The following is a 21,147-nucleotide window of genomic DNA, read 5'->3' on the forward strand; positions in this document are numbered from 1 at the left end:
AAAAGGCGAGATCGTCAGGCCCAGACCGGCACCCACCACTGCCAGCCGTCGGGGGCCGGTTTCCACGCCGGGTCGGGTTGCCAGCCGGGTGGGGGTGTCCAGCCGTCCGGTGGGGACGGCCACTCCGGCGGGACCGTGAAACGGACGCCGGTCGGTGGGGGCGGGATCGGGCTGTGGGCGCTCGGGACCACCACGACCTCGGCGCGGGCGCCCAGCCAGCTTTCGGGAAGCTCGTGGGCGCGGGCGCAGTAGAGGACCACCTCGGCCTTGATGCGGTTGCCCTTGACGATGGCCCGCACGAGCGTCGTCACGCCCTGTTCGGCCAGGTGGTGGATGGCGGGCAGCAGGTCGCCGCTCATTTTCGGGCTCAGCTGGCCGACCCGGGCGCCGTCGAGGCGGACCTCGACCAGGGCCTTCGTCGTACGGGCGGTCTGCTCGGTGATCTCGTGCAGGGTGGCGTGGACCCAGCACTCCCCCTCGGGCCGCAGATAGGGCGTCAGGTCGGCGAGGTGTTTCTCTTCGCCGGTGACCTGGATGGCGTTGCCGTACGGCAGTTCCCGGTGCTGGTCGGCGGGCGGCAGGTTGGCCGGCACGATCAGGTGCGGCTCGGCCAGGTCGAGGCGGACCGAGCCGCGGAAGCCGTCCCAGTCGGCGCCCCACACCCGCGCGTTCACCTGCGGCTCCCAGCCGCGCTCGGTCAGGCGGGTGAGGGTCGGCGCGTACCGGGCCGCTTCCTCGCGTGGCAGGTAGCCGACCTGGTTTCCGCGGATCCACACCCCGACCGCGTTCCGGTCGTAGCGATTGCCCGGTTCGGGCGTCAGGACGGCCGTTTCGAACACCTCGGTGCCGTCCTCGTTCACGTTCCGGCCGAGGACGGCTCGGATCGCCGCGTAGTAGTGCGATTCCCCGACGATGTCCGCGTGTGGATAGCCGCGCTGGCCCCACAGCTCAAAGGCGATGGCCATCAGCAGACCGTAGGGCTTGCGGAGGGATCCGGCGTGAGGCCTTCGGACGGCACCGGCACGCCGATCATCCGAGAATACTCAACGGGTGACATCAATGTCCTCCGCGGTGAGGGCGCCGACCATGCCGGCCACCTCGGAGTGCAGGTGGCGCAGCTCGACGGCGCTGGGGGCGAGTTCGTAGCCGCGGTGGTGGCCGGCTCGCGACAGCGCCCACCACAGATAGGCGATCCGGCTGGCCGTGTCGGGACCGAGGTGGTCACGCAGCAGGACGAGCTGGGCGCGGCGGCTGCGGCAGTCGGCCACGGCCGGCGCCACCCGCAGCCAGTAGCGGTCGATCGCCGCTTCCAGGGCCAGCCGCAGGAGCCACGCGCTGGCCCGGGGCCAGAGTCCGCGCGTACCGGTGGCGCTTTTGGTCATGAGGGAGCCGGCGTTGAGCAGATAGTTCTCGGCGGTGATCACTTGAGCCTCGCTACGAGTCGGCTGATGTCGGCCACGAGTTCGGAGGGGTCGGAGCGGTAGTGGCCGTGGGCGCCTTCCTTGCAGGCGCGCACGGCGTCGGCCGCCCAGGGCCCGTGGGCGCTGTTGAGGCGGGCGAAGACCTTGCCGCCGGCGTCGGCGTCGTCGAACAGGGCCAGCGCGGCGACCTGCATGGTGGTGCGGGCGCCGGCCAGCGCGGTGTCGACGTCGCGGTGCTTCTCGCCGCGGCCGATGCGGCGGGCCCGCACGATCTGGTGGCAGCGGGCTTCGAGCGCCGAGCGGCAGCAGGTGAGGACCACGGGCGTACGGACCTCGATCGGCATGTCGTCGGTCTTGGCGAGCGCCTTCGCGTCGGAGAGGTAGCGGTCGACCGGATCGGTGTTCTTGCGGATGTCCACGGTGGAGTTCTCGCGACGCGTGACCTCCCAGATGGTGGCGTCGATCTCGAGCCGCCGCACGGCCTCGGCCAGCCGGTCGTCGTGGGTGAAGACGACCACCTGCCGGGTGCCCGACAGCGAGGCGAGCACGCGGGCCAGGCCGTCGACCTTGGCCGGGTCCATGCTCTGCACCGGGTCGTCGATGACGAGGAACCGGAACGGGCTGGCTTCGGCGCCGGCCCGCGGGAGGAAGACGGCGAGCCCGAGCGCCTGCATCTCGCCCTGGCTCATCACCGACATGGCCGAGGTGGCGGTGCCGTCGACCGTGGCCGGGAAGGCGACCCGGCGCCGGGTGCTGGAGCCGTCGAGTTTCATGCCGGCCAGTTCGACGTTGCTCTCCTGCCGCAGCTCCTGCCAGATCCGCTGGGACTGCTCGGCGAACGGCGCGAGCTGCTCGGCCCGCAGGTTCTCGATGACCGGCCGGTACCAGTCGATCGCCTCCTTGACCCGGGTCAGCGGCTCCTCGTGCACACGGGCCTCGCGCGCCTGGGCCAGCCACTGCTGGAGTTCCGCGGCGGACGCACGCCACTGGTCATGCCGCGACTGCAGAAAAGCCAGAGCGGTTTCCCGTACGGCGGTGAGCGCGCCCGACAGCGCCGGGTAGGTGCTGATGAGGTGTCCCGCGAGGGCGTCGGGGTCGGCGTCGGAGGTGACCGCGTCCCACGCCTCGCGTGCCACCCGCAGCTGTTCGCCCACCGCGGCCGGGAAGCCGTCGGGCAGCACGGGCCGGTCGATCCGCAGCGACGACACCGCCCGGCGGGCCGCCGTCAGAGCCTGCGCCGCCTCGCGCCGGGCCTGGGCGTCGTCGTGGACCCGTTCGAGGTGTTCGGCCGCCCGGGCGCGCCAGTCCGCGTCGAGCTCACCCGAGAGGCAGAGCGGGCAGGCGCCGCCGCCGTGCCGGTCGTAGTGCTCGGTGGCCGTTTCGAGCAGCCGGATCAGCGTCTCGGCCGCACCACCGGCCGGGGTCTCCCGCGCGAGCCGGGCCGCCTCGATCAGGCCGTCGGCGACCGCGGTGATCTCGGCCGGCGACGGCATCGCGGCCAGGTCGGCGATGCGCCGGTACGCGGCAACCTGCGGATCGGCGTCGTCGGTGTCGGCCAGCAGCGCGTCGAGGGCCTCGAGGTCGGGCCGGGTCGAGGCGAACAGCCGGGCGGCTTTGCGGGCCCGGTCGTCGTCGATGCCGCCCAGGATCGGCCGCAGCGCCTTGCGCCGGTCCGAGACGGCCTTGACGTGGGCGTCGAGCTCGCGCTTGATCCGCTTGAGCCGGGCCTCGGCCTCGGTGACCGGTTCGATCGCGAGCAGTGGGGCCAGGGCGTCGAACAGGTCGCTGGGCCGCGACGAGATGAGCCGGCCGAGATCGTTGGCCGACAGCAGCGGACGGTAGGCCTCGAGCGGCTGGCGCCAGCCGAGCTCGTCGACGTCGGCGTACTGCCGGTTGCCGTGGCGCACCTCGGCCACGGCCTGGCCGGGCTCGGTGTCCTCGTCACGCCAGCGGCGCTTGAGCCGTACGGGATCGGGATCGCCGTCGAAGCGGGCGGTGACCTCGATCGCCGCCGGTGAGGGATGGTGCAGGTTGCGCCACCCCTCCCGGAAGATCCGGTTGTGGTCGGCCCAGCGCTTGCTGTCGCCGGTCAGCGCCAGCTCGACCGCCTCGGCGAAGCTGGACTTGCCGGAGCCGTTGCGGCCGATGACGAGGGTCAGGCCGGGTCGCGCCGGCAGGTGCAGCATGGCCGCCGGTCCGATGCCCCGGAACCCGGCCACGGTGATGCGCTCGAGATAGACGTGCCGCTGCTCGGCCGTGGTGTCCTCACGTTCGGGCAGGTCAGCGGGCGCGCCGTCGAGCACGGCGCGCAGCTGCTCCTCCCCGGCGAAGGCGCCGAGAACGGTCTCGGCGACCCGGTCGGGGGTGTGCTGGTCGGCCAACCGGTCGAAAAGATGCTCCAGAAGTGCGTGTTCCGTGCTCACCGTCTGCTCCTATGCCGACGTTACGGTGGGCAGCCTGGGGGGTGGCCGCGTGCGAAGACTGGGGATTGCTGGAACTTGCTGGAAGACTGTACGGTATCGCCATGGAACAAGTCGAGGCCCTCGATCGGCGGATCGAATCTCTGCGCACCCAGGTGCGGCAGGCGCTGACCGCCGGCGACCGCGAGCGCGTCGCCGGCCTGCGCCGGGAGCTGCGGGAGGCTCAGCGCGAGTGGGACGCTCTGCTGGACGACGAGCTGGAGACGGCGCCCCGGGTTCCCGCGCCACGGCCGGCGACCGGGCCGCTTCTTCCCGTACGGGAACAGGTGCACCAGGCGCTGACCCTGCTCGGCGCCCCGGCCGCCCCGAAACTGGTGGTCGCGGTCCACGACGCGTTCTCCACCGGCGAGCTGACCCCGACCAAGCTCACCAGCCTGCGACGTGACGAGGAGCGCTCGTTCCAGTCCGCGCCCTACTCCCGGCCGTACTATCTGTGCGCCGCGCTGACCGCCGACCTGCTCGCGCCCGCGCGGGGCCTGATCGCGGTCTCGACCTGGCCGATGGCAACCCGCGTCATCGGCCCGCTGAGCCAGCGGGTCGACTTCCTGACCGCCGCCATCAACCTGGCCGACCATCTCGACCGGCTCGCCGAGACCGGCCCGAACACCCGGCGGCTGCTGTGGCGGTTCGCCGCGACCATCCCGGGCGCGGCCACCAGCGCCAGTTCCATGAGCCCGGCCGAGGTCGCCGACGCGGCCCGGGCCGAGCTCGCCATCCACATCGACGACGACCGGTCGCACCGCGAAGCGGCCGCGAAGCGTGCGGTCGAACAGCTCAGTCCCGCACAGCAGCTGTTCGGCACCCGGCTGGGCGGCGTGGCCGCCGCCACCGGCACCTGACCCCTGTCACCACCGTTTCGCCGCGAAGGAACGCCCGATGGAACCTGCCACCCAGGCCCGATTAAGCCAGTTGCGCGGCAACGCCCCCGCCAAGCGCCACAACGCGCGCACGGTCGCCGCGCTCACCGGCAACCCCGGCTGCGCCCGCCGGGCCGTGCTCGACGCGGCCGGCATCGACAAGAACGCCCTCGCCGCCCAGGTCGGTTTCCCGGCCAAGTTCGGCCAGTCCCAGTTCGCCATCACCCGCGGCAACTCCTTCGAGGCCCAGGTCAAGGCCAACGGATACGCCCAACTGGTGCGCATGCTGCGGGAAACCCTCGGCCTCGACATCGAAGAGGTCGGCAGCAAGGATCTCGAAACCGTCGGCGGCAACGAAAGCCAGGAACTGCGCCACATCCGGGCCCGGCAGGCGCTGCAGGCGGCCGTCGAGGGGCGCGAGCCGCTGACGTTCCTCGACCACCCGCTGCTGCGGCTCGACGTCGGCGGCAACAACGTCTATCTCGAGCCCGACCTGGTCGCCTTCCACCACGACGGCGTCCTGCACGTCGTCGAGATCAAGTCGTTCGCGATCATCGACGACCAGGCCGACGGCAGCAAGGTCGCCGCGGCCGCGCGCCAGTCCGCGGTCTACGTGCTCGCGCTGCGCCGCCTGCTCGGCGACGACCGGGTCTCGCACGACGTGGTGCTGGTCTGCCCCAAGGACTTCTCCAACCAGCCGACCGCCGTCAAGATCGACGTACGCAAGCAGCTCATCATCCTCGACCACCAGCTGACCCGGCTGGCGCGCATCGAGTCGCTGGTCGAGCTGCTGCCCCCGGGTGTCAGCCTCGACCTCGCCACCCACACCCGCGAGGAGCTGCTGACCACGCTGGCCACGATGGAGGCCCGGTACGAGCCGTCATGCCTGAACAGCTGCGAGATGGCGTACCTGTGCCGGCACGAGGCGGCCGGGTGCACGTCGGCGCTGGGTGCGACGGTCCGCGAGGAACTGGGGGGCGTCGAGACCGTGGCGCGGGCCCTCGAACTGGCGGCCGGCCGGGCCGTGCCCTCAGTCGAGGAGAACGACGCCGCGGCGATGCTGCGGAACACGGCCCGCATCTACGGTTCGGTGGCCCCGGCATGAGCGCGATCTCCTCGTACGCCCGCGCCCTGGCCGTGGACGGCGGCCGCGCCTTCCCGATCGCCACCCGCCGGCATGTGCACATCGCCGGCGAGCCGCTGGTGCTCATCCCGCTGACGATGGCCGGCGAGGCGAACGCGCCGCTGGCCGCGATGGTGGGCACCCGTCGCGACGACCCGGCGCTGCTGATCGTTCCGCAGCCGCGCAACCGGGACCTGCGGTTCGCGTTCGCCGACGAACTCGCGGCGGTGGTGCTGCGCTACGTGGAGGATCGCACGCGACAGGGCATCGAGACGTACGGGAAAAACCAGGACCCCCGCTATCTGGACGCGCCGCAGCTGCTGGTGCCGAACCCCGGTGGCGTGGGTTTCGTGCGTCTTTTCGGGCGCTCGACCCGGTTCCGGCGCACAACCGGCGAATACGCGGTCTCGCCCGACGTGCCGCTGCTGGGGCGGTGGCTGAGCTTCCTGGCCGAGCGGGCCGAACATCCGGGATCGTCGGCGCTGCTGCCGATGACCAGCGCGCTCAACCTGCACTGGGCGACCGGGCAGAGCTCGCTGGAAGACACGAACCTCGCCGCCACGCTGGGCTGGATCACCTCGGGACCCGACGCCGCCCGCGAGGCTGAAGACCCGACCGTGTGGCCGCCGGCCGGCCCGAGCACCGACCCCACGTTCGACAACGAGATCCTCGCCCCGGCCCTGCGCCAATGGGACGAGGGCCGGCATGAGCGGGCCCGCGCGCTGCTCGACCGCGACCTGCGTACGCAGCTCGAACCGACCTGGCGTCTCATGTGGCAGGCCATCGACCTGCTGCGCGCGCTGCCGGCCGGTGACAGCGTCGACGCCCGCTGGACCGAGGACCGCAACGAGTTCACCAGCTACTACATGTACGTCAACAGCGGCGGCTACCCGCAACCGCGGCGCGACCAGGCCGTGGCGGCGGCCCGGCGGCTGCAGCGGCTGGAACGCGAACAGACCGCGTTCGACGCGACCCTGGCCCTCGACGACCCGCTGGTGATGGCGAACTACCGGGTCACCGGCGAGGCGTTCGCCGGCACGGTCGTCGAGTCCGAACCCGACCGCAAGGTGCCCGGCGACAAGGGCCGCCGCGTCCTGCGGCCGCTGCTGGTGGTGCGCAGCGACGACCCGCTGCGGCTGACCGTGGGCACCGACGTGGTGTCGCCGGGCCGCCGCAAACAGGTCGCGAAGATCCTCGAGATCGACGGCGACCGGGTGACCCTGCAGATCGAGAAGGGCATGACCGTCGCGCCCACCCCCGCGGTCGGTGAGGAGATCACCTACACCAGCGTCTTCCCCGAGGGCATGCAGTCGCCGAAGCTGCCCACCGCCGAAGACACTCCGTGGACGCACGGCGGGCCACCCCAGCCGTACGTGGCCTCCGACGACGACGCGCGTGAGGTGTGGGAATGACCCCTGCTTTTCTTTCTGAGCAGGCCACGCTGGCCATTCTCGACGACTTCCGGTCCGGGCAGCACCGCGGCGTCGTCGTGGACTCGCCACCCGGCGCCGGCAAGTCGACCCTGGTCGTGCGGGCCGCGGCCGAGCTGGTCGAGGACGGTCAGCGCCTGATGATCGTCGCCCAGACCAACGAGCAGGTCGACGACCTCACCGTCAACCTGGCCGGACGCCTGCCCGGTGCGCTGATCGGCCGGTTGAGCGGCGGCAGCTACGTCCGCTCGGAGCGCCTGGCCCGGCTGGCCAACGTCGCCTGCGACACCGCCGTGGCGGCGCTCACCGGATGCGCGGTCACCATCGCGACCGCGGCCAAATGGGCGTACGTGAAGGACCACTCGTGGGAGTGGGCGATCGTCGACGAGGCGTACCAGATGCGCTCGGACGCCCTGCTCGCCGTCGCGCCCCGCTTCGAACGCGCACTGTTCGTCGGCGACCCCGGCCAGCTCGACCCGTTCTCGGTCGTCGAGAACGACCGCTGGCGCGGCCTCACCTGGGACCCGATGCAGAGCGCGGTGGCCGGCCTGCTGCGCAACAACCCCGGCCTGCCCGTGCACCGCCTGCCGGTTTCCTGGCGTCTGCCGTCCACCGCCCAGCCGGTCATCGCGCCCGCCTTCTATCCGTTCACCGGCTTCCGCACCGGCACCGGCCCCGGCGAACGCGAGCTGACCTACACCACAACCGGCTTCGGCCGTACGCCGGTAGACCGGGTACTGGCCACCGCGGCGTCCAGTGGGTGGGGCTACCTGGAACTCCCGGCCCGCCACACGATGCGCACCGACGGCGAGGCCGTCGAGGCGGTGGCCGACGTGGCCCGGCGCTTCCTGCACCGCGGCACGATGGCCCGCTCCGGCGACAAGGTCGAGCCGGTGACCGCGGACCGCATCGCGGTCGGAGCCGCCCACCGCGACCAGGTGGCCGCCCTGCAAGCGGCCCTCGCGGACGCCCCCGGCATCACGGTCGACACAGCCAACCGCTTGCAGGGCCGCGAATACGACGTGACGGTGGTCCTGCACCCGCTCTCAGGCCGCCGCGACGCCACCGCGTTCCACCTGGAGGCGGGCCGCTTGTGCGTCCTGACTTCCCGCCACCGCCAGGCGTGCGTGGTCGTGGGCCGCGCCGGCATCCACGAACTGCTCGACGCGCACCCCTCGGTCGAGCCGGTCCACCTGCACGAGCCGGTCAAGTTCCCGGACGGGTGGGCCGCCAACCAGACAGTCATGACCCATTTGGAACAGCACCGCGTCCCGGCCTGAGGACCTTAACGGCCACCCGCCACGGCGATTCTGGAGAGATGCTGGCGGAGCGCCGCGACATCCTCGATTTCGGAGGGATCAGGTCCGGGGTTTGCCCGCATGTCACCGAGCAACTCGTCGAGCGCTTCCAACGCCTCGGAAAAGTTGCCAAGCCCGCCCTCGATCAGGGCGACTTGGTGACGCAGCGGGTAGCTGGCCGGTCCTGGTTCGGCCGCGGCCAGGGATCTGAGCCCACGAAGTGCTTCGGTCGCCTCGCCCAGCTCGGCCTGACAGGTCGCGATCTGGTGGCGGCATTCACGGACGAGCTCGTGGCCGGTGCCGTAGCGGGCAGACAAGTCAGCTACGAGCTGTTCAAAGGTCGGGAGAGCGGTGCGGTAGTCGCCGGCCAGCATGAGCATGCCAGCGTAGTCAAGACGAGCTTCCAGAATCTCAGGCGAGCGCTGTCCGTATATCGGTGCGACGTAACGCAACATGGTCGCCAGAGCGTCCGCGGCCTGGCCGAACCGCTCATCGTCAGCGAGCGCCAACGCCTGAGCGCGAACATCCTCCAGTTCGTCGAGGCTCGGAATACTCGACGGGTCGGAGGCAGCATTCTGCGGGCGTGGAGGAGCAGCTGTGTCGCGAGGCAGTGGGCCGAAGGGGAACCGATACGGCGATGTCGGGTCGGCACCGCCCAGCGAGGTCTTCCGGCCGGCCGGCACATCGTCACCAGCCCATCGCAGGAGCTGCGAGTAGACGCTCGCCGCGGATTCCGGGCGGTCTTGTGGATCCTTTGCGAGCAGGGTGGCGATCAGGTCGCTCAGGTCCTGTGGGACGTCGTCGCGGGTGTCTGCCACACGCGGGATGGACGCCTCGAGATGCTGGTGCAGCATGCCGAGAGGGTTGTCCGCCACGTAAGGAGGATTGCCTGTGAGCAGTTCGTAGAGGACGCATCCGAGAGCGTAGAGATCGACGCGCGGGCCGACCGAGGACGTGCCGAGGGCCTGCTCCGGCGCCATGTATGTGGGAGTGCCGATCGTCTCGCCGGTAACGGTGAGGCGGGGCAGGTCGGCATCGAGGACGGCGGCGACACCGAAATCCAGCACCTTGACCAAGCCGTTCGGGCCGAGGATCAGGTTGCTGGGCTTGAGGTCGCGGTGCACCAGCGAGGCGGCGTGGGCGGCGGCCAGCACCGAGCAGATCTGCGCTCCGATGGCCGCGACCCAGGGCACCGGCATCGGGCCGGTCTCGTCGATCAGATAGCTGAAAAGCGTGCCGGGGACGAGCTGCATCACGATGAACAGGTCTTCGCCGACCACCCCGGCATCGTGGACGGTGGGGACCCCGGGGTGGTCGAGCCGGGCCGTGATGCGGGCCTCGCGCCGGAAGCGGTCGGCGATCGCCTGCCGGTCGGCGTCGTTGGCCAGGCCCGGCTTGAGGAATTTGACCGCGACCGGGCGGTCGAGCCGCTCGTCGTAGCCGGCCCACACGTGTCCCATGCCGCCGCTGCCGATCGGCTGTGTCAGCTCGTACCGGTCGGCGATGCGCGTTCCCGCCTGAAGCAACTCTCCCCCGCACCTAGTGACGACGTCAGGTCAGGCCGTGCTTGCGACGGATCAGCTTGTACGCCTGACTCCGGCCCAGCTGGTTCATGCGCTGACGCAACAAGTCATCGTCCAGATAGCGCTGCATCAGTTTGCCGTTGTCGTCATGGCGGTTCAAGATGACCGACTCGATCCGCCGGTCGAAGACGACACCGAAGTTGTCCTCGTCGTTGACGAGGGCCGCGGCCTCCATCGTCGGGTCTTCGCTCATCGCGACGATCTGCTGCTCGTACCAGACCTTGTCGGCGTCGCCGAGCCCGAGCCCGAACCGGTCGTTGAGGTCCTCGATCAGCTCCGAGAGCGCAACCTTGTCCGGGTCGTTCTGCGGGCCGGCACCACCGCCGGTGAAACCGGGCAGCATCTGCTCGCCCTCCGCCTCCAGCGACGCGTCCGATTCCCCGGTCTTACTGACCCGCAGGTGCGTGAGCTGAACCTCGCCGATGTCGACCGACGGGTCCTGCCGCCGCGGAAGCCGGTTGAGCAGGGCCCGCCCGTAGAGGTACAGACGCTCCAGGCCCTCGTCGTGGTAGGGCACCACCTGACTCAGGAACGCGTACATCCGGGTGTAGTCGCGCAGCGCGGCCCGGAAGGTGTCGGCCGCCTCCGGATCGTCGGCGGCGAGAGCGATGTAGCGGTCCCGGGCCGGGTCGGTAAAGCGGTAGAGCGCGGCGTGAGCCTTCTGCAGGGCGGCGTCGGTCTTCGCCTTGCCTTCGGCGGCGAGTAGAGCTTCCACGTACGCCTGCATCTCCGAGTCAACGAGCAGCGCGTACGACATCACCGCGTTCTCGGCCGTGTAGAGCAGATTCGGATCGGTCGGAACCGTCGCGGCGGTCTCGAAGTAGGGCTTGAACTGCTCGGTGATGTCGGCGGCCTCGTTGACGAAGTCGAGCACGAACACGTCGCCTTGCGCCTTGAGCGGGTGCGTGCGGTTGAGCCGTGACAGCGTCTGCACCGCAGCGACGCCCTTGAGCGGCTTGTCGACGTACATCGTGGTAAGCAGCGGCTGGTCGAAACCGGTCTGGTACTTCTCCGCCACCACGAGAATCTTGAACTCGACGGGCTGCTTGGCCTTGGGCGTGCCGGCATGCTTGTCGTCGGCGGCCGTGTAAGCGAACCTCTCCGGCAGTTCGCTCTCGCCGAACCCGTTGATCCGGGCCTCGGTGACGTCGATGCCGTCGAGGTTCAGCTCGCCGGAGAAGGCCACCAGAGTTCCAAGGCCGCGGTAGCCGTTGGTCTCGATGTACTTGTTGATGGCCGTGTAGAGCTTCGCTGCGGCTTCACGCGACCCCGTGACCACCATCGCCTTGGCCCGGCCGCCCATCCGCCGCGCCGTGTGTTTCTTGAAATGCTCGACGATGATTTCGGCCTTCTGCGCCATCATCGTCGGGTGCAGCACGGCGAAGCGGGCCAGCTGCGACGCCGCCTTCTTCGGATCGACCTCGGGGTCGTCCGGGTTCTGGTTGGCCAGCTTCCAGTACGACTTGTAGGTCACGTACTGCCGGAGCACGTCGAGGATGAAGCCCTCCTCGATCGCCTGCCGCATCGAGTACGTGTGGAACGGGTGCATGTTCCCGTCGGCCCCACGCGTGCCGAACAGTTCGAGGGTCTTCGGCTTCGGCGTGGCGGTGAAGGCAAAGTACGAAAGCGTCTCGTGCCGGCCGCGCGCCAACGCCGAGGCGGTCAGCAGGTCGCCGTCCTCGTCGATGTCGTCGCTTCCCTTACGCAGCAACACTTTCTTGAGCGAGGCGGCGTTGTCACCGGACTGGGATGAGTGCGCCTCGTCGACGATGACCGCGAACCGCTTGCCCCGCAGGCCGTCGACCTTCTCGAGGATGAAGCCGAACTTCTGCATCGTGCTGATGATGACCTTGGCGGTCTCCCCTTGCAGCGCCGCGGCGAGCTGGTTGGAGTCCTTGTCGATGCGCTGCACCACGCCCGGCACATGCTCGAACTGGAACACGGTGTCCTGCAGCTGCCGATCCAGCACGACCCGGTCGGTGATGATGATGACCTTGTCGAACACCGGCTCGTTCGCCTTGATGCTCTTCTCCGGGATCGCCTGCGTGGTGTGCAGGCTGGAGAGCCGATGCGCCAGCCAGGCGATGGTGTTCGACTTGCCGGAGCCGGCCGAGTGCATGACCAGGTAGTTGTCACCCGAGCCGTGCGCCGCCGCGTGGCTGGTCAGCGCGGTGACCGCATGCCACTGGTGGTAGCGCGGGAAGATCAGCGCCTGCGACGCCTTCTCGGTGTGCAGGAACCGCCGCATCAGGTCCATCCAGGTGTCCGGATGCCAGATCTGCTCCCACAGGTAGGCGGACCGGTAGCCCTCGGCCGGCGGGTTGCCCGCGCCGCCGGACACGCCGGGCCCCTCCGACCCCGTGTTGAACGGCAGGAACCGGGTCTTCTCCCCCGCCAGCTTCGTGGTCACAAAAACCAGGTCAGGATCAACGGCAAAGTGCACGAGGGTACGGCGGGAGAACAGCAGTTCCTTCGGGTCGCGCTTCTCGCGGTACTGCTTCTTGGCGTCCTCGACGGTCTGGTTGGTCAGCGGGTTCTTGAGCTCAGCGGTGGCCAGCGGGATGCCGTTCACGAAGAGGGCAAGGTCGAGGCTCTTCTCATCGTGCGCAGAGAAGTGCAGTTGCCGGGTGACGGAAAGCCGGTTGGCCCGGTAGAGGTTCAGCGCGTCGTCGGTGATCGAGTGAGCCGGCTTGAAGTACGCCAGCCGGAACTGGATCCCCTTGTCCTTGATCCCACGTCGAAGCACATCAAGCGGCCCCCGCTCGTCGATCTGCTTCGCCAGATACTCCTTGAAGTGCCGCTGCGTCTCGGCAACGTCGTTCCCGTGGTAGGCGACCAGCTTCAGCCAAGCGTCATTCTGAGTTGCCCCGATGAACGCGAACAGCTCTGAAGTGTCGAGCCCCAACTGTCGGTCGTAGTTCCCCGGAATCCCGCGCAGCCACCCCTGATCGAGCGGCGTCTGCTCGATCGCCGCCTCGAACGCACCCTCCCCGTGCACCTTCACATCAATCCACTCCCCGCGCCGTAGTCACATCAATCTGCCCGGTAACCGCCGCCGTAATCAACGCCTGTCGCCGCTCAGCCATAAGCGTTTCAGCCGAATTAATAGCGCCTACCAACCGGTTGATTTCTGCAATCTCGAGGCCCAGTTCCGCGACTCGCCGTAGGCCGTCCGGCGGGATTGGGATCCTGCATGCCCGCAGTTGCTCCCCGGTGAGGTGTGGGATTGTCGCCACATTTCCTTCCGAGGCGAACAAGCCAACTTCCTTCGCCAGCCTAAGCCAATACATCAGCCATTCGACAGGAACGTTCTGGCGGGCGCGCACTCGGTGCAGAGATTTTTGGTAATAACACTCCGCAACTCGCCCATCCCAGACAGCAGACTCAGCTACTCCTGCGCCGCCCTCACAGACGAGAAGGTCGCCCGGCTCGATCCGAAAGCGGCCGCGTTCGCTAGGCTCGAAACTCATCTCTGCGAGATCATCAGTACCAATTCGGTACCAGTGCACGTTTGCATTCCGCAGATAGGGCCGTGGATGACGACCGGAAGCCCGCTCAGGATTGAGCATCTTTCCAAGCATCACGTCGAAGTAGGCGTGCACGGGCCCGATGAGCCAGTCGGAAGGTACATCAGGGAGCCATCGCCAACCAGTCGAACGCCGCGACCCCGCAGTCGCCGCGCCGGTTAGTGTCTCCGAAATGGCCGCGAACTCACGTTGACGCAGAAGTGACACCTGCGCGCGCCGCATCTCCGTGAGGTGTGTGAGCCTGCAAGTCTCAGCCTCGAGGAAGTCAGCAATGCGCCGCTGCTCCTCCATCCGCGGAACAGGGCTCCGCAACTCTTCGATATCTGGCATGTAGATCGTCTTGTGGGTTGAACCCGCTGCAATCCTCCTCAAGTCCGGCGCCATGGCTCGCAAGACATAGAGCAGGTACTTCGGATGAAGCCTAGGCCCACACGTCCAAGTCGCGAAGTCTTGGCTGGTCGCCATATCGCGTCCCATGATCCCCGAGAACCCTACGGAAGCGGTCCGGGAGAGGATCACCGTTCCCTCCGGATGAAGCACAGCCGCCGAGTTAGCCAAGCCGACTTTGCTGATCATGTCGTTAGTCTGTTGCACATAGTCGACCGTGCCATCCCGCAACTGCCATACATCAGCCAGAGTCATCCACGGAATGTCACAGTCCTGCCAATACTCAGGATGCTGGCGACTGGGTGTGTGGCCCGTTCCGAGCTTGGCGAGATACCTGATGGGGACAGTTGGCCAACGGGAGTCGACCAGCCATGGTGCAACCTGACTCATTTCGTCACCTCGCCGAGCAGGTCCTGGATCTGGGCTTCGAGAGCCTTGATCTCGGCGTCGATTTCGGACAGCGGGCGTGGTGGCTGGTAGACGTAGAAGTAGCGAGTGAAGGGGATCTCGTAGCCGATCTTCGTCTTCGGCTCGTCGATCCAGGCGTCGGGGACGTGTGGGAGGACTTCGCGCTTGACGTAGTCGTGCATGTCCTCGTTGAGGGGGACGTTCTCGTTGTCGCGCAGGTCGGCGTCCGGGAGCGGGTGGCCCTTACGGTCGGTCTGGACCTCGCCCTCCGGGTCGCTGATCGAAAACGCGTCCCAGACGGCCTTCTCCACGGGGGCGGGCAGTTTGCCCAGCGCGGCCAAACTCATCGCGAACTCCGAGCGAGTGCTCGCTGTCGTACCCATCAGGGACTTCGCCGTGGTCAGCAGGGCCTCGCTCTCGGCGTACCGAAGAACGGGCTTGGCCTCGGCGAGCAGGGCGAGCGTCTCCTCGGTGATCTCGAAGCGCAGCCGCAGCGGACGCTCGACGGTGATTCGCTGGTAGCCGAAGTCGGTGGTCCGGAAGAGCTTCACCTTGCTGTGCTGCTCGTGGGACGGGTCGTCCGCGATGGCCAGCGCATCCACATATGCCTTCGTCAGTGTGGCAATGTGGTCGTCGTTGAGCATCTTGCGCTTGTCGCCCAGACTCTTGCGCATCTTGACCCAGTAGTCGCGGCCGTCGAGCAGTACGACCTTCTTCTCGCGGGCGGGCGACTTGCGGTTGCTGAGAATCCAGAAGTAGGTGGAGATGCCCGTGTTGTAGAAGAGCTGGTCAGGCAGAGCCACGATGCCTTCGAGCAGGTCTCTGTCCAGAATCCAGCGGCGGATCTCCGACTCGCCGGAGCCGGCGGCACCGGTGAAGAGCGGCGAGCCGTTGAAGACGATGGCTAGGCGACTGCCGCCGTCTTCGGGACGCTTCATTTTGGAGATCATGTGCTGAAGGAAGAGCAACGAGCCGTCGTTGATGCGAGGTAGGCCGAACCCGAAACGGCCGGCATGGCCGCGGGCGGCTTCGTCCTTGATGAACTTCTCGACCTTTTTCCACTCCACGCCGAACGGCGGGTTGGCCAGCATGTAGTCGAACTTCTCGGCCTCGTGGCCGTCCTGGCTGAACGAGTTGCCGAAGACGATCTTATTCGGGTCGCCGCCCTTCATCATCATGTCGGAGCGGCAGATCGCGTACGTCTCACCGTTGAGTTCCTGGCCGTAGACCTCGACCGTCGCGTGTGAGTTGTGGGCCTCGATGTGGTCCTGGGCCTCACTCAGCATGCCGCCGGTCCCGCACGCCGGGTCGTAGATCTTGCGCACGATGCCGGGAGTGACCAGGTCTTCCTCGTCAGGCGCCAGCAGCAGGTTGACCATCAGCTTGATGACCTCGCGCGGCGTGAAGTGTTCACCGGCGGTCTCGTTGCTGATTTCGGAGAACTTCCGGACGAGTTCTTCGAAGAGGTAGCCCATCTGGTGGTTGCTGACCGTCTCCGGCCGCAGGTCGATCTCGACGAATTTGCTGACCACCTGATAGAGCAGTCCGGCCTCGTCCAGCCGGGTGATCTGCGCGTCGAAGCCGTACTTCTCGAGCACGTCGACTGCACCGGGTGAGAAGCCACCGATGTAGGACCGCAGGTTTGTGGCCACATGATCTTGATCGGCCGTCAGGGCCCGGAAGTTGAGCGGGCTGATGTTGTAGAAGCCCAGCCCGGCCACCTTGCGGAGCACCGGATCCACATTCTTGACGCCGGCCGCGGTCAGCGACTCGTTCCGGGCCAGCACCTCGTCCTTGGTCGGCTCGAGGACCCAGTCGAGGCGCCGCAGCACGGTCAGCGGCAGGATGACCCGCCCGTACTCGGACTGCTTGTAATCGCCGCGCAGAAGGTCGGCGACCGACCAGATGAAGTTCGCCAGTTTCTGGTGATCGGTGCTCACCTGTGGGTCCTTCCTCAGTTCTTCTCAGTGGGACGAAGCTTGCCAAATGCCAGGCCCTCGACGGTCAGCCGAGTCAGCTCCGCCGAAAGGTCCGTGACCTGCCTGGCCATTTGGTTCAACTGGTGGAGTTGCGCAAACGCTTCGCCGTGTCGGCGTTGCTCCGCGATCGGGATCCTTGGTATCTGCACTCTCTTGAGGTCGAGGCGCAGGGTCCCGGAAAGGCTGCTCATGTTGCGCTCGTTCGAGGCCGTACCGACATAGCCGGCGAGGAACCATGCGTTCAGCACCTCCGGGTTCGGGCGCAGGACGTACAGGTTGCGCCCGGCCAGCGTCCGGCCCGGCTCGGTGATGACCCTGGTGGCCAGATGCCGGGCCACCAGAGGAACGACGACATCGCCCTCCTCCAGAACAATGCGCTGGTTGAGCCGCTCGTCGGCGCCGGAGGGCGCGCGGCCGCGCAGGACATCCTCGGCCGTGAGAACAGGTGCATCGATCAGGTCTCCATCGACCCCACGGATAGGGCCAAGGATCTCCAGCGCGCCGGCACGAGCCAGCTCGGCCACCGACAACGTTGGCAGCGACGGTCCTTCTGCAGCGGCCATCAGTTCGGGGACACGTTTGTCGAGGCCCTTTGTCTGCGCACGTAGGACGCGGTGTACGGCCTGGATCTCCCGGACGAGGTTTCCCTGCTCGCTCCCGATCGGAGCGCGCCGCGACGGGGACAGGTCGACCTCGTCGTCGAGCACGTCGATGGCCGGGACCACATACGCGAAAGTGGGGTCGGACGATTCACCCGCGTCGAGGAAACGCGCGATGGCCGTCCTGATCTGGTCGAAGGCCTCCGGCACGTCCAGCGGGTCAGCGGTGGTGAGCGCACGCCCGTCGACGAGCAGCACAGTCGGACGGGGTGCGTCCGTATTGCGCTGCAGGATCCACAGGTGCAGGGCACCGGCCTGCGGCGTGGAGACGCCCTGCGGCAGCGCGACCACTGCCCTGAGCGCCCCCCGACGCAGCATCTCCGCACGAATACGCCGGCCCGCACGGCGCGCGGCCGCCGAGGGCGGCATCAGCAGGACAGCCGTGCCGCTGGGAGCGAGGTGGGAGAAGGCGTGCTGCACCCACGCCAGTTCAGGCTCGGTGCGCGGCGGTACGCCGAACTCCCACCGCGCGTCATAACTGAGTTCGTCCTGCCACCAGTTCGTCTGCCCGAAAGGCAGGTGTCCGAGAACCGCATCGACCGTCAGTCCAGGAAAGGCGTCGGCGCGAAGGGAATCGCCTCCCCGGACCTCGCCGACGACGTCGCCCAGAGCGAGCCACGCCGCGGCCAGCCGGACCGTCAAGTCGTCGACGTCCTGGCCGTAGACGCGGTTGGCACCCGCCGTCGCGGCCATCCGGAGCAACTGGCCATTGCCGCAAGCCGGGTCGAGGACAACGCCTCCCCGTACGCCAGCGAGATCGACCATCAGCGACGCCAGCAGGTCGGGTGTGCCAGCCGCGCGGCGTGCGGGGGTATCGGCAAAGAGAAGCCAGAGCTGACGCAGGGTCTCCCGGGCGCCGCCCCGGTCGGTCCGCGAGACCAACTGGTCGAGTTCGTCGCGTCGGGCGGCGTCGGACAACGGCCGGGCACCGCTCAGGTGCTCGGCAACCATCGTGATGGCCTCGGCCGGATCGGAGACGGACTCGAGATGGTCGCGCCAGAAACGCTGCTCGTCGGGTATGGCGAGCGCCTTGCCGTTCTCCGCCAGCCATCGGTCGACCTCGACGAGATCGAACTGCGGGCTCGCGGCAGTGCCACCCACGGGTGCGGGGAACGACTCGTAGCGCTTGCGCCAGTTGCTCACCGCGGCCCGGCCGACCCCGGCGAAGCGGGCGATGTCGGCCGCGGTGACTCTCGCTTTTCCTGTCACGCCAGCAGTGTACACATCCTTCAAGAAATCCGCTTGTTGACAGCGTTCACAAGCGGTGCTCTCATAGACGTCGTTGCGGGATGCCGTTCCCGTGTACACGACCCTTCGCTTTGTGGAGTGCTCCCATGACTTATCCGCAGCCGCCGCAGCCCGCCTTCTATCCGCCTGCGCCTGCCCCGGCCAAGCGCCGCAAGTGGCCCTGGATCGCCGGCGGCGCCGGAGTCTTTGTGCTACTCCTGTGTGGTATCGGGGCCATCAGCGCGGCCAGCGGTGGTGGAACGGAATCTCCGAACGAGACGATCGCCGCGGCCGAGACGAGCGTTGCGCCGAAAGCTGCCGGGACGACCGCGCCGAAGAAGACTGCGCCCAAGACTCCTGGAATCGGCGTGCCGGCCAAGGACGGGGACTTTCAGTTCACGGTCACCGGCGTGAAGTGCGGGGTCGCCAAGGTCGGCAATCAGTACTTCGGGGAGAAGGCCCAGGGCCAGTTCTGCCTCGTGAGCGTTCAGGTCAAGAACATCGGGAAAGAGGCGCAGACGCTCATCGACTCGGTGCAGAAGGCCTTTGACGCGCAGGGCACCGAATACTCCGTGGATTCCGGGGCCGCGATCTATGCCAACGGGGACCAGCAGGTCTTCTTCGAGGACGTCAACCCGGGCAACACCGTACGGGGAAAGCTTGTCTTCGATGTTCCGAAGGGCACCAAGCTGACCACCGTCGAACTGCATGACTCGCTCTTCTCCGGCGGTGTGAAGGTGGCCCTCAAATGAGCTACCCCTTCCCGGCGCCGGCGAAGAAGCGCATCAGGCTCCCGTACGTTCTCGGTGGTGTCGTCGGCGGGCTGGTGCTCTGTCTAGGCGGGGTAGCGGTCGGCGCGGTCATCGCATCTCCCGACTCAACGGCCGCCGCGGAACCGAGCGCGTCGTTCGCGGAACCGAGTTCGACGCCGACGACACCTGCGACAACCACGCCGACCACTCCCCCGCCCACCACGAAGGCGGCCGCCACGGCAGCGCCGACAACAAAAGCGCCGAAGCCGAAACCGATCACTTTCAAGCGGCTGAGCGCCCGGGAGTGGAAGAAGATCGCGAAGACTCCGGACGACTACATCGGCAAGACGTACGTGGTCTACGGCGTCGTGACGCAGTTCGACGCGGCTACCGGCCCGGACGGTTTCCGCGCCGATGCCGACGGGGTGCGGCACCGGGACGAGTACGACTACGACACGAACAGCCTCTTTCTGGGGGATGCCGCTCTGCTGGCTGACCTCGTGGAGGACGACCAGTTTGTGGCCAAGGTGACCGTCGCCGGCTCATACAGCTATGACACGCAGATCGGTGGCAGCACCACGGCACCACAGTTCTACGTGGCCTCCATCCAGGTCCTGTGAAGACGAAACGGGGAACAATGAGCGACACCACCCAACTCGAACGGCACGAACCCGGACTGCGCGTATTTGCCGAATGGACCCGTAGCGACGAAGGGCCGCAGCGACTCGTGATCGAGGCTCCGAAAGTCACCCGGGACACGCTGCGGCGGGCGGCCCGGCACCTCGGCGACATGTCGAACGAGTTCGCCGGCACGTTGGCGGTGGGTGCGCGGCAGGTCATGGTCATGCGGTACACCGAGGACCAGTTCGCCTCGCTGCCGAGCGGTGGGAACGCGTATCACCGGGGACTTCTCGACATTCGTGACGATCTCGCGGCCCGCGGCATCGAGGACCCGGAAAAGCTCATGGCACTGGCCATGCGCGTACCGCTGGAAACTCTTCAGGCCTGCCTCGAGATCGCGCGCAAGCGGCTTCAGTAACCCGCGTCGTCCAGGGCCTTGGCGGCCAGGTCGCGGCCGATGGCTATCAGGTCGGCGGCCTTGTGGAAGTCCATGATGCCGCTCGCGCTCACCGGGACCGTGATGTGGATGTCGGGTGGCAGGCCGGCCATCCGGTAACGGGCGATCAAATCTTGCATCGCGTCGAGGGAGAGGCCGAGCACGTCTCCGATTCTGAGGTCGTCGGGGAGGGGTGAGGCCGGCGTGGCCTGGGCGCTTCTGCTGCTGAACACTTGCCGCAGTCGTGCCCACGAGGGGGCCGCGGCCGCGCGTACGGGGCTGGCGGGCTCCTGCGCCGGCCGCGGCGCCTGCAACGACACCGCGACCGTCAGGTCGGCGCCGGAAGCGGCGGTCGGCTCGATCGGGACGGGGTTGAGCAGGCCGCCGTCGGCCAGCAGGCGGCCGTTGACCACGACTGGAGTGATCACGCCGGGGATCGCGATGGACGCGCGGATCGCCGAGCGGAGCTGGCCCTTCTGGAACCAGACCTCGCGGCGGGCGGTCAGGTCGGTCGCGACCGCCGTGTACGGGATCGGCAGGTTCTCGATCTCGACGTCGGTCAGGAAGTCGTTGAGGTGGTTGATCAGGCGGTCGGCGGCCATGGCGCCGGCGGCCGACCACTTGGGGTCGATCAGGCGCAGCACGTCCTGCCGTTTGAGGGCGACCGCCCAGTCGGTGAACGCCTTCAGGCGGCCCGCGGCCATGACGCCGCCGACCAGCGCGCCCATCGACGAGCCGGCCACCGCGCAGACCTCGAACCCGCGTTCCTCGAGCACCTGGATCACGCCGATGTGCGCGTAACCCCGGGCGCCTCCCGACCCCAGCGCCAGCGCGACCCGCTGTGACATGCCCCGATGCTAACGGAGCCGGGTGGCGGCCCGGCCCCGTCAGCGGCCCCGGTCACACCGGGCGAAGAGTCACACCGGGCGAAGAGTCACACCGGGCGAGTGGTCACACCG

16 protein-coding genes are annotated in these 21,147 nt (G+C 68.2%); 7 read left to right on the top strand and 9 right to left on the bottom strand.

What is annotated here, in order from left to right; genetic code table 11:
* Positions 1 to 14: 14 nt before the first annotated feature.
* The 3 genes from JIG36_RS36665 to JIG36_RS36675 all read right to left on the bottom strand — a co-directional run bounded on the left by JIG36_RS36665 (position 15) and on the right by JIG36_RS36675 (position 3,844).
* Positions 15 to 965: an HIRAN domain-containing protein gene (locus JIG36_RS36665; RefSeq protein ID WP_203381028.1), complete on the bottom strand. Its 951-nt coding sequence runs from the start codon at positions 963 to 965 to the stop codon at positions 15 to 17.
* A 78-nt stretch (positions 966 to 1,043) separates the two neighbouring features.
* Complete coding sequence (locus JIG36_RS36670; RefSeq protein WP_307873053.1) at positions 1,044 to 1,424, bottom strand: hypothetical protein; 381 nt, start codon at positions 1,422 to 1,424, stop codon at positions 1,044 to 1,046.
* Positions 1,421 to 3,844, bottom strand: coding sequence for an AAA family ATPase (locus tag JIG36_RS36675; protein WP_203381029.1), 2,424 nt, complete (start codon positions 3,842 to 3,844; stop codon positions 1,421 to 1,423). Before JIG36_RS36675 ends, JIG36_RS36670 begins: the two co-directional genes overlap by 4 nt.
* A 101-nt stretch (positions 3,845 to 3,945) precedes the next feature.
* On the opposite strand from JIG36_RS36675, the gene JIG36_RS36680 reads away from it, so the two are divergent.
* The 4 genes from JIG36_RS36680 to JIG36_RS36695 are packed head-to-tail and all read left to right on the top strand — an operon-like array spanning position 3,946 to position 8,591.
* Positions 3,946 to 4,740 carry a hypothetical protein gene (locus JIG36_RS36680; RefSeq protein ID WP_203381030.1) on the top strand — a complete coding sequence of 265 codons (795 nt, stop codon included), beginning with the start codon at positions 3,946 to 3,948 and terminating at the stop codon, positions 4,738 to 4,740.
* 37 nt (positions 4,741 to 4,777) lie between these two features.
* Positions 4,778 to 5,863, top strand: coding sequence for a hypothetical protein (locus tag JIG36_RS36685; protein WP_203381031.1), 1,086 nt, complete (start codon positions 4,778 to 4,780; stop codon positions 5,861 to 5,863).
* Positions 5,860 to 7,293 carry a hypothetical protein gene (locus JIG36_RS36690; protein WP_203381032.1) on the top strand — a complete coding sequence of 478 codons (1,434 nt, stop codon included), beginning with the start codon at positions 5,860 to 5,862 and terminating at the stop codon, positions 7,291 to 7,293. Before JIG36_RS36685 ends, JIG36_RS36690 begins: the two co-directional genes overlap by 4 nt.
* The gene (locus JIG36_RS36695) at positions 7,290 to 8,591 is read left to right on the top strand and encodes an AAA domain-containing protein (RefSeq protein ID WP_203381033.1); all 1,302 of its coding nucleotides are present in this window, start codon (positions 7,290 to 7,292) and stop codon (positions 8,589 to 8,591) included. Before JIG36_RS36690 ends, JIG36_RS36695 begins: the two co-directional genes overlap by 4 nt.
* Positions 8,592 to 8,596: 5 nt before the next feature.
* Here the strand turns inward: JIG36_RS36695 and JIG36_RS36700 are convergent, their stop codons facing one another.
* Genes JIG36_RS36700 through JIG36_RS36720 form a run of 5 tightly spaced genes read right to left on the bottom strand, consistent with a single transcriptional unit; the run spans position 8,597 to position 18,361 of the window.
* A complete protein-coding gene (locus tag JIG36_RS36700) occupies positions 8,597 to 10,135 on the bottom strand; it encodes a serine/threonine-protein kinase (protein ID WP_236048959.1) in 1,539 nt (512 codons plus the stop codon).
* A gap of 25 nt (positions 10,136 to 10,160) precedes the next feature.
* Positions 10,161 to 13,196: a type I restriction endonuclease subunit R gene (locus tag JIG36_RS36705; RefSeq protein WP_203381034.1), complete on the bottom strand. Its 3,036-nt coding sequence runs from the start codon at positions 13,194 to 13,196 to the stop codon at positions 10,161 to 10,163.
* A gap of 1 nt (position 13,197) precedes the next feature.
* Complete coding sequence (locus JIG36_RS36710; RefSeq protein WP_203381035.1) at positions 13,198 to 14,496, bottom strand: restriction endonuclease subunit S; 1,299 nt, start codon at positions 14,494 to 14,496, stop codon at positions 13,198 to 13,200.
* Positions 14,493 to 16,454: a type I restriction-modification system subunit M gene (locus JIG36_RS36715; RefSeq protein WP_203381036.1), complete on the bottom strand. Its 1,962-nt coding sequence runs from the start codon at positions 16,452 to 16,454 to the stop codon at positions 14,493 to 14,495. The genes JIG36_RS36710 and JIG36_RS36715 overlap by 4 nt, the downstream gene beginning before the upstream one ends.
* Before the next feature lie 14 nt (positions 16,455 to 16,468).
* Entirely contained in the window at positions 16,469 to 18,361 is a 1,893-nt protein-coding gene (locus JIG36_RS36720) for an N-6 DNA methylase (RefSeq protein ID WP_203381037.1), read from the bottom strand.
* A 125-nt stretch (positions 18,362 to 18,486) separates the two neighbouring features.
* On the opposite strand from JIG36_RS36720, the gene JIG36_RS36725 reads away from it, so the two are divergent.
* From JIG36_RS36725 to JIG36_RS36735, 3 genes are read left to right on the top strand one after another with little or no spacing between them, the layout of a single operon-like run.
* The gene (locus JIG36_RS36725) at positions 18,487 to 19,131 is read left to right on the top strand and encodes a DUF4352 domain-containing protein (RefSeq protein WP_203381038.1); all 645 of its coding nucleotides are present in this window, start codon (positions 18,487 to 18,489) and stop codon (positions 19,129 to 19,131) included.
* Positions 19,128 to 19,751, top strand: coding sequence for a hypothetical protein (locus JIG36_RS36730; RefSeq protein WP_203381039.1), 624 nt, complete (start codon positions 19,128 to 19,130; stop codon positions 19,749 to 19,751). The genes JIG36_RS36725 and JIG36_RS36730 overlap by 4 nt, the downstream gene beginning before the upstream one ends.
* Before the next feature lie 17 nt (positions 19,752 to 19,768).
* The gene (locus JIG36_RS36735; RefSeq protein WP_203381040.1) at positions 19,769 to 20,170 is read left to right on the top strand and encodes a hypothetical protein; all 402 of its coding nucleotides are present in this window, start codon (positions 19,769 to 19,771) and stop codon (positions 20,168 to 20,170) included.
* Here JIG36_RS36735 and JIG36_RS36740 read toward each other — a convergent pair.
* A complete protein-coding gene (locus JIG36_RS36740) occupies positions 20,164 to 21,036 on the bottom strand; it encodes a patatin-like phospholipase family protein (protein ID WP_236048960.1) in 873 nt (290 codons plus the stop codon). The genes JIG36_RS36735 and JIG36_RS36740 overlap by 7 nt on opposite strands.
* Between the last annotated feature and the right edge of the window lie 111 nt (positions 21,037 to 21,147).

Origin of the sequence: Paractinoplanes ovalisporus, from assembly GCF_016834655.1 — a bacterium.
In the GTDB taxonomy this organism is placed as follows: domain Bacteria; phylum Actinomycetota; class Actinomycetes; order Mycobacteriales; family Micromonosporaceae; genus Actinoplanes; species Actinoplanes ovalisporus.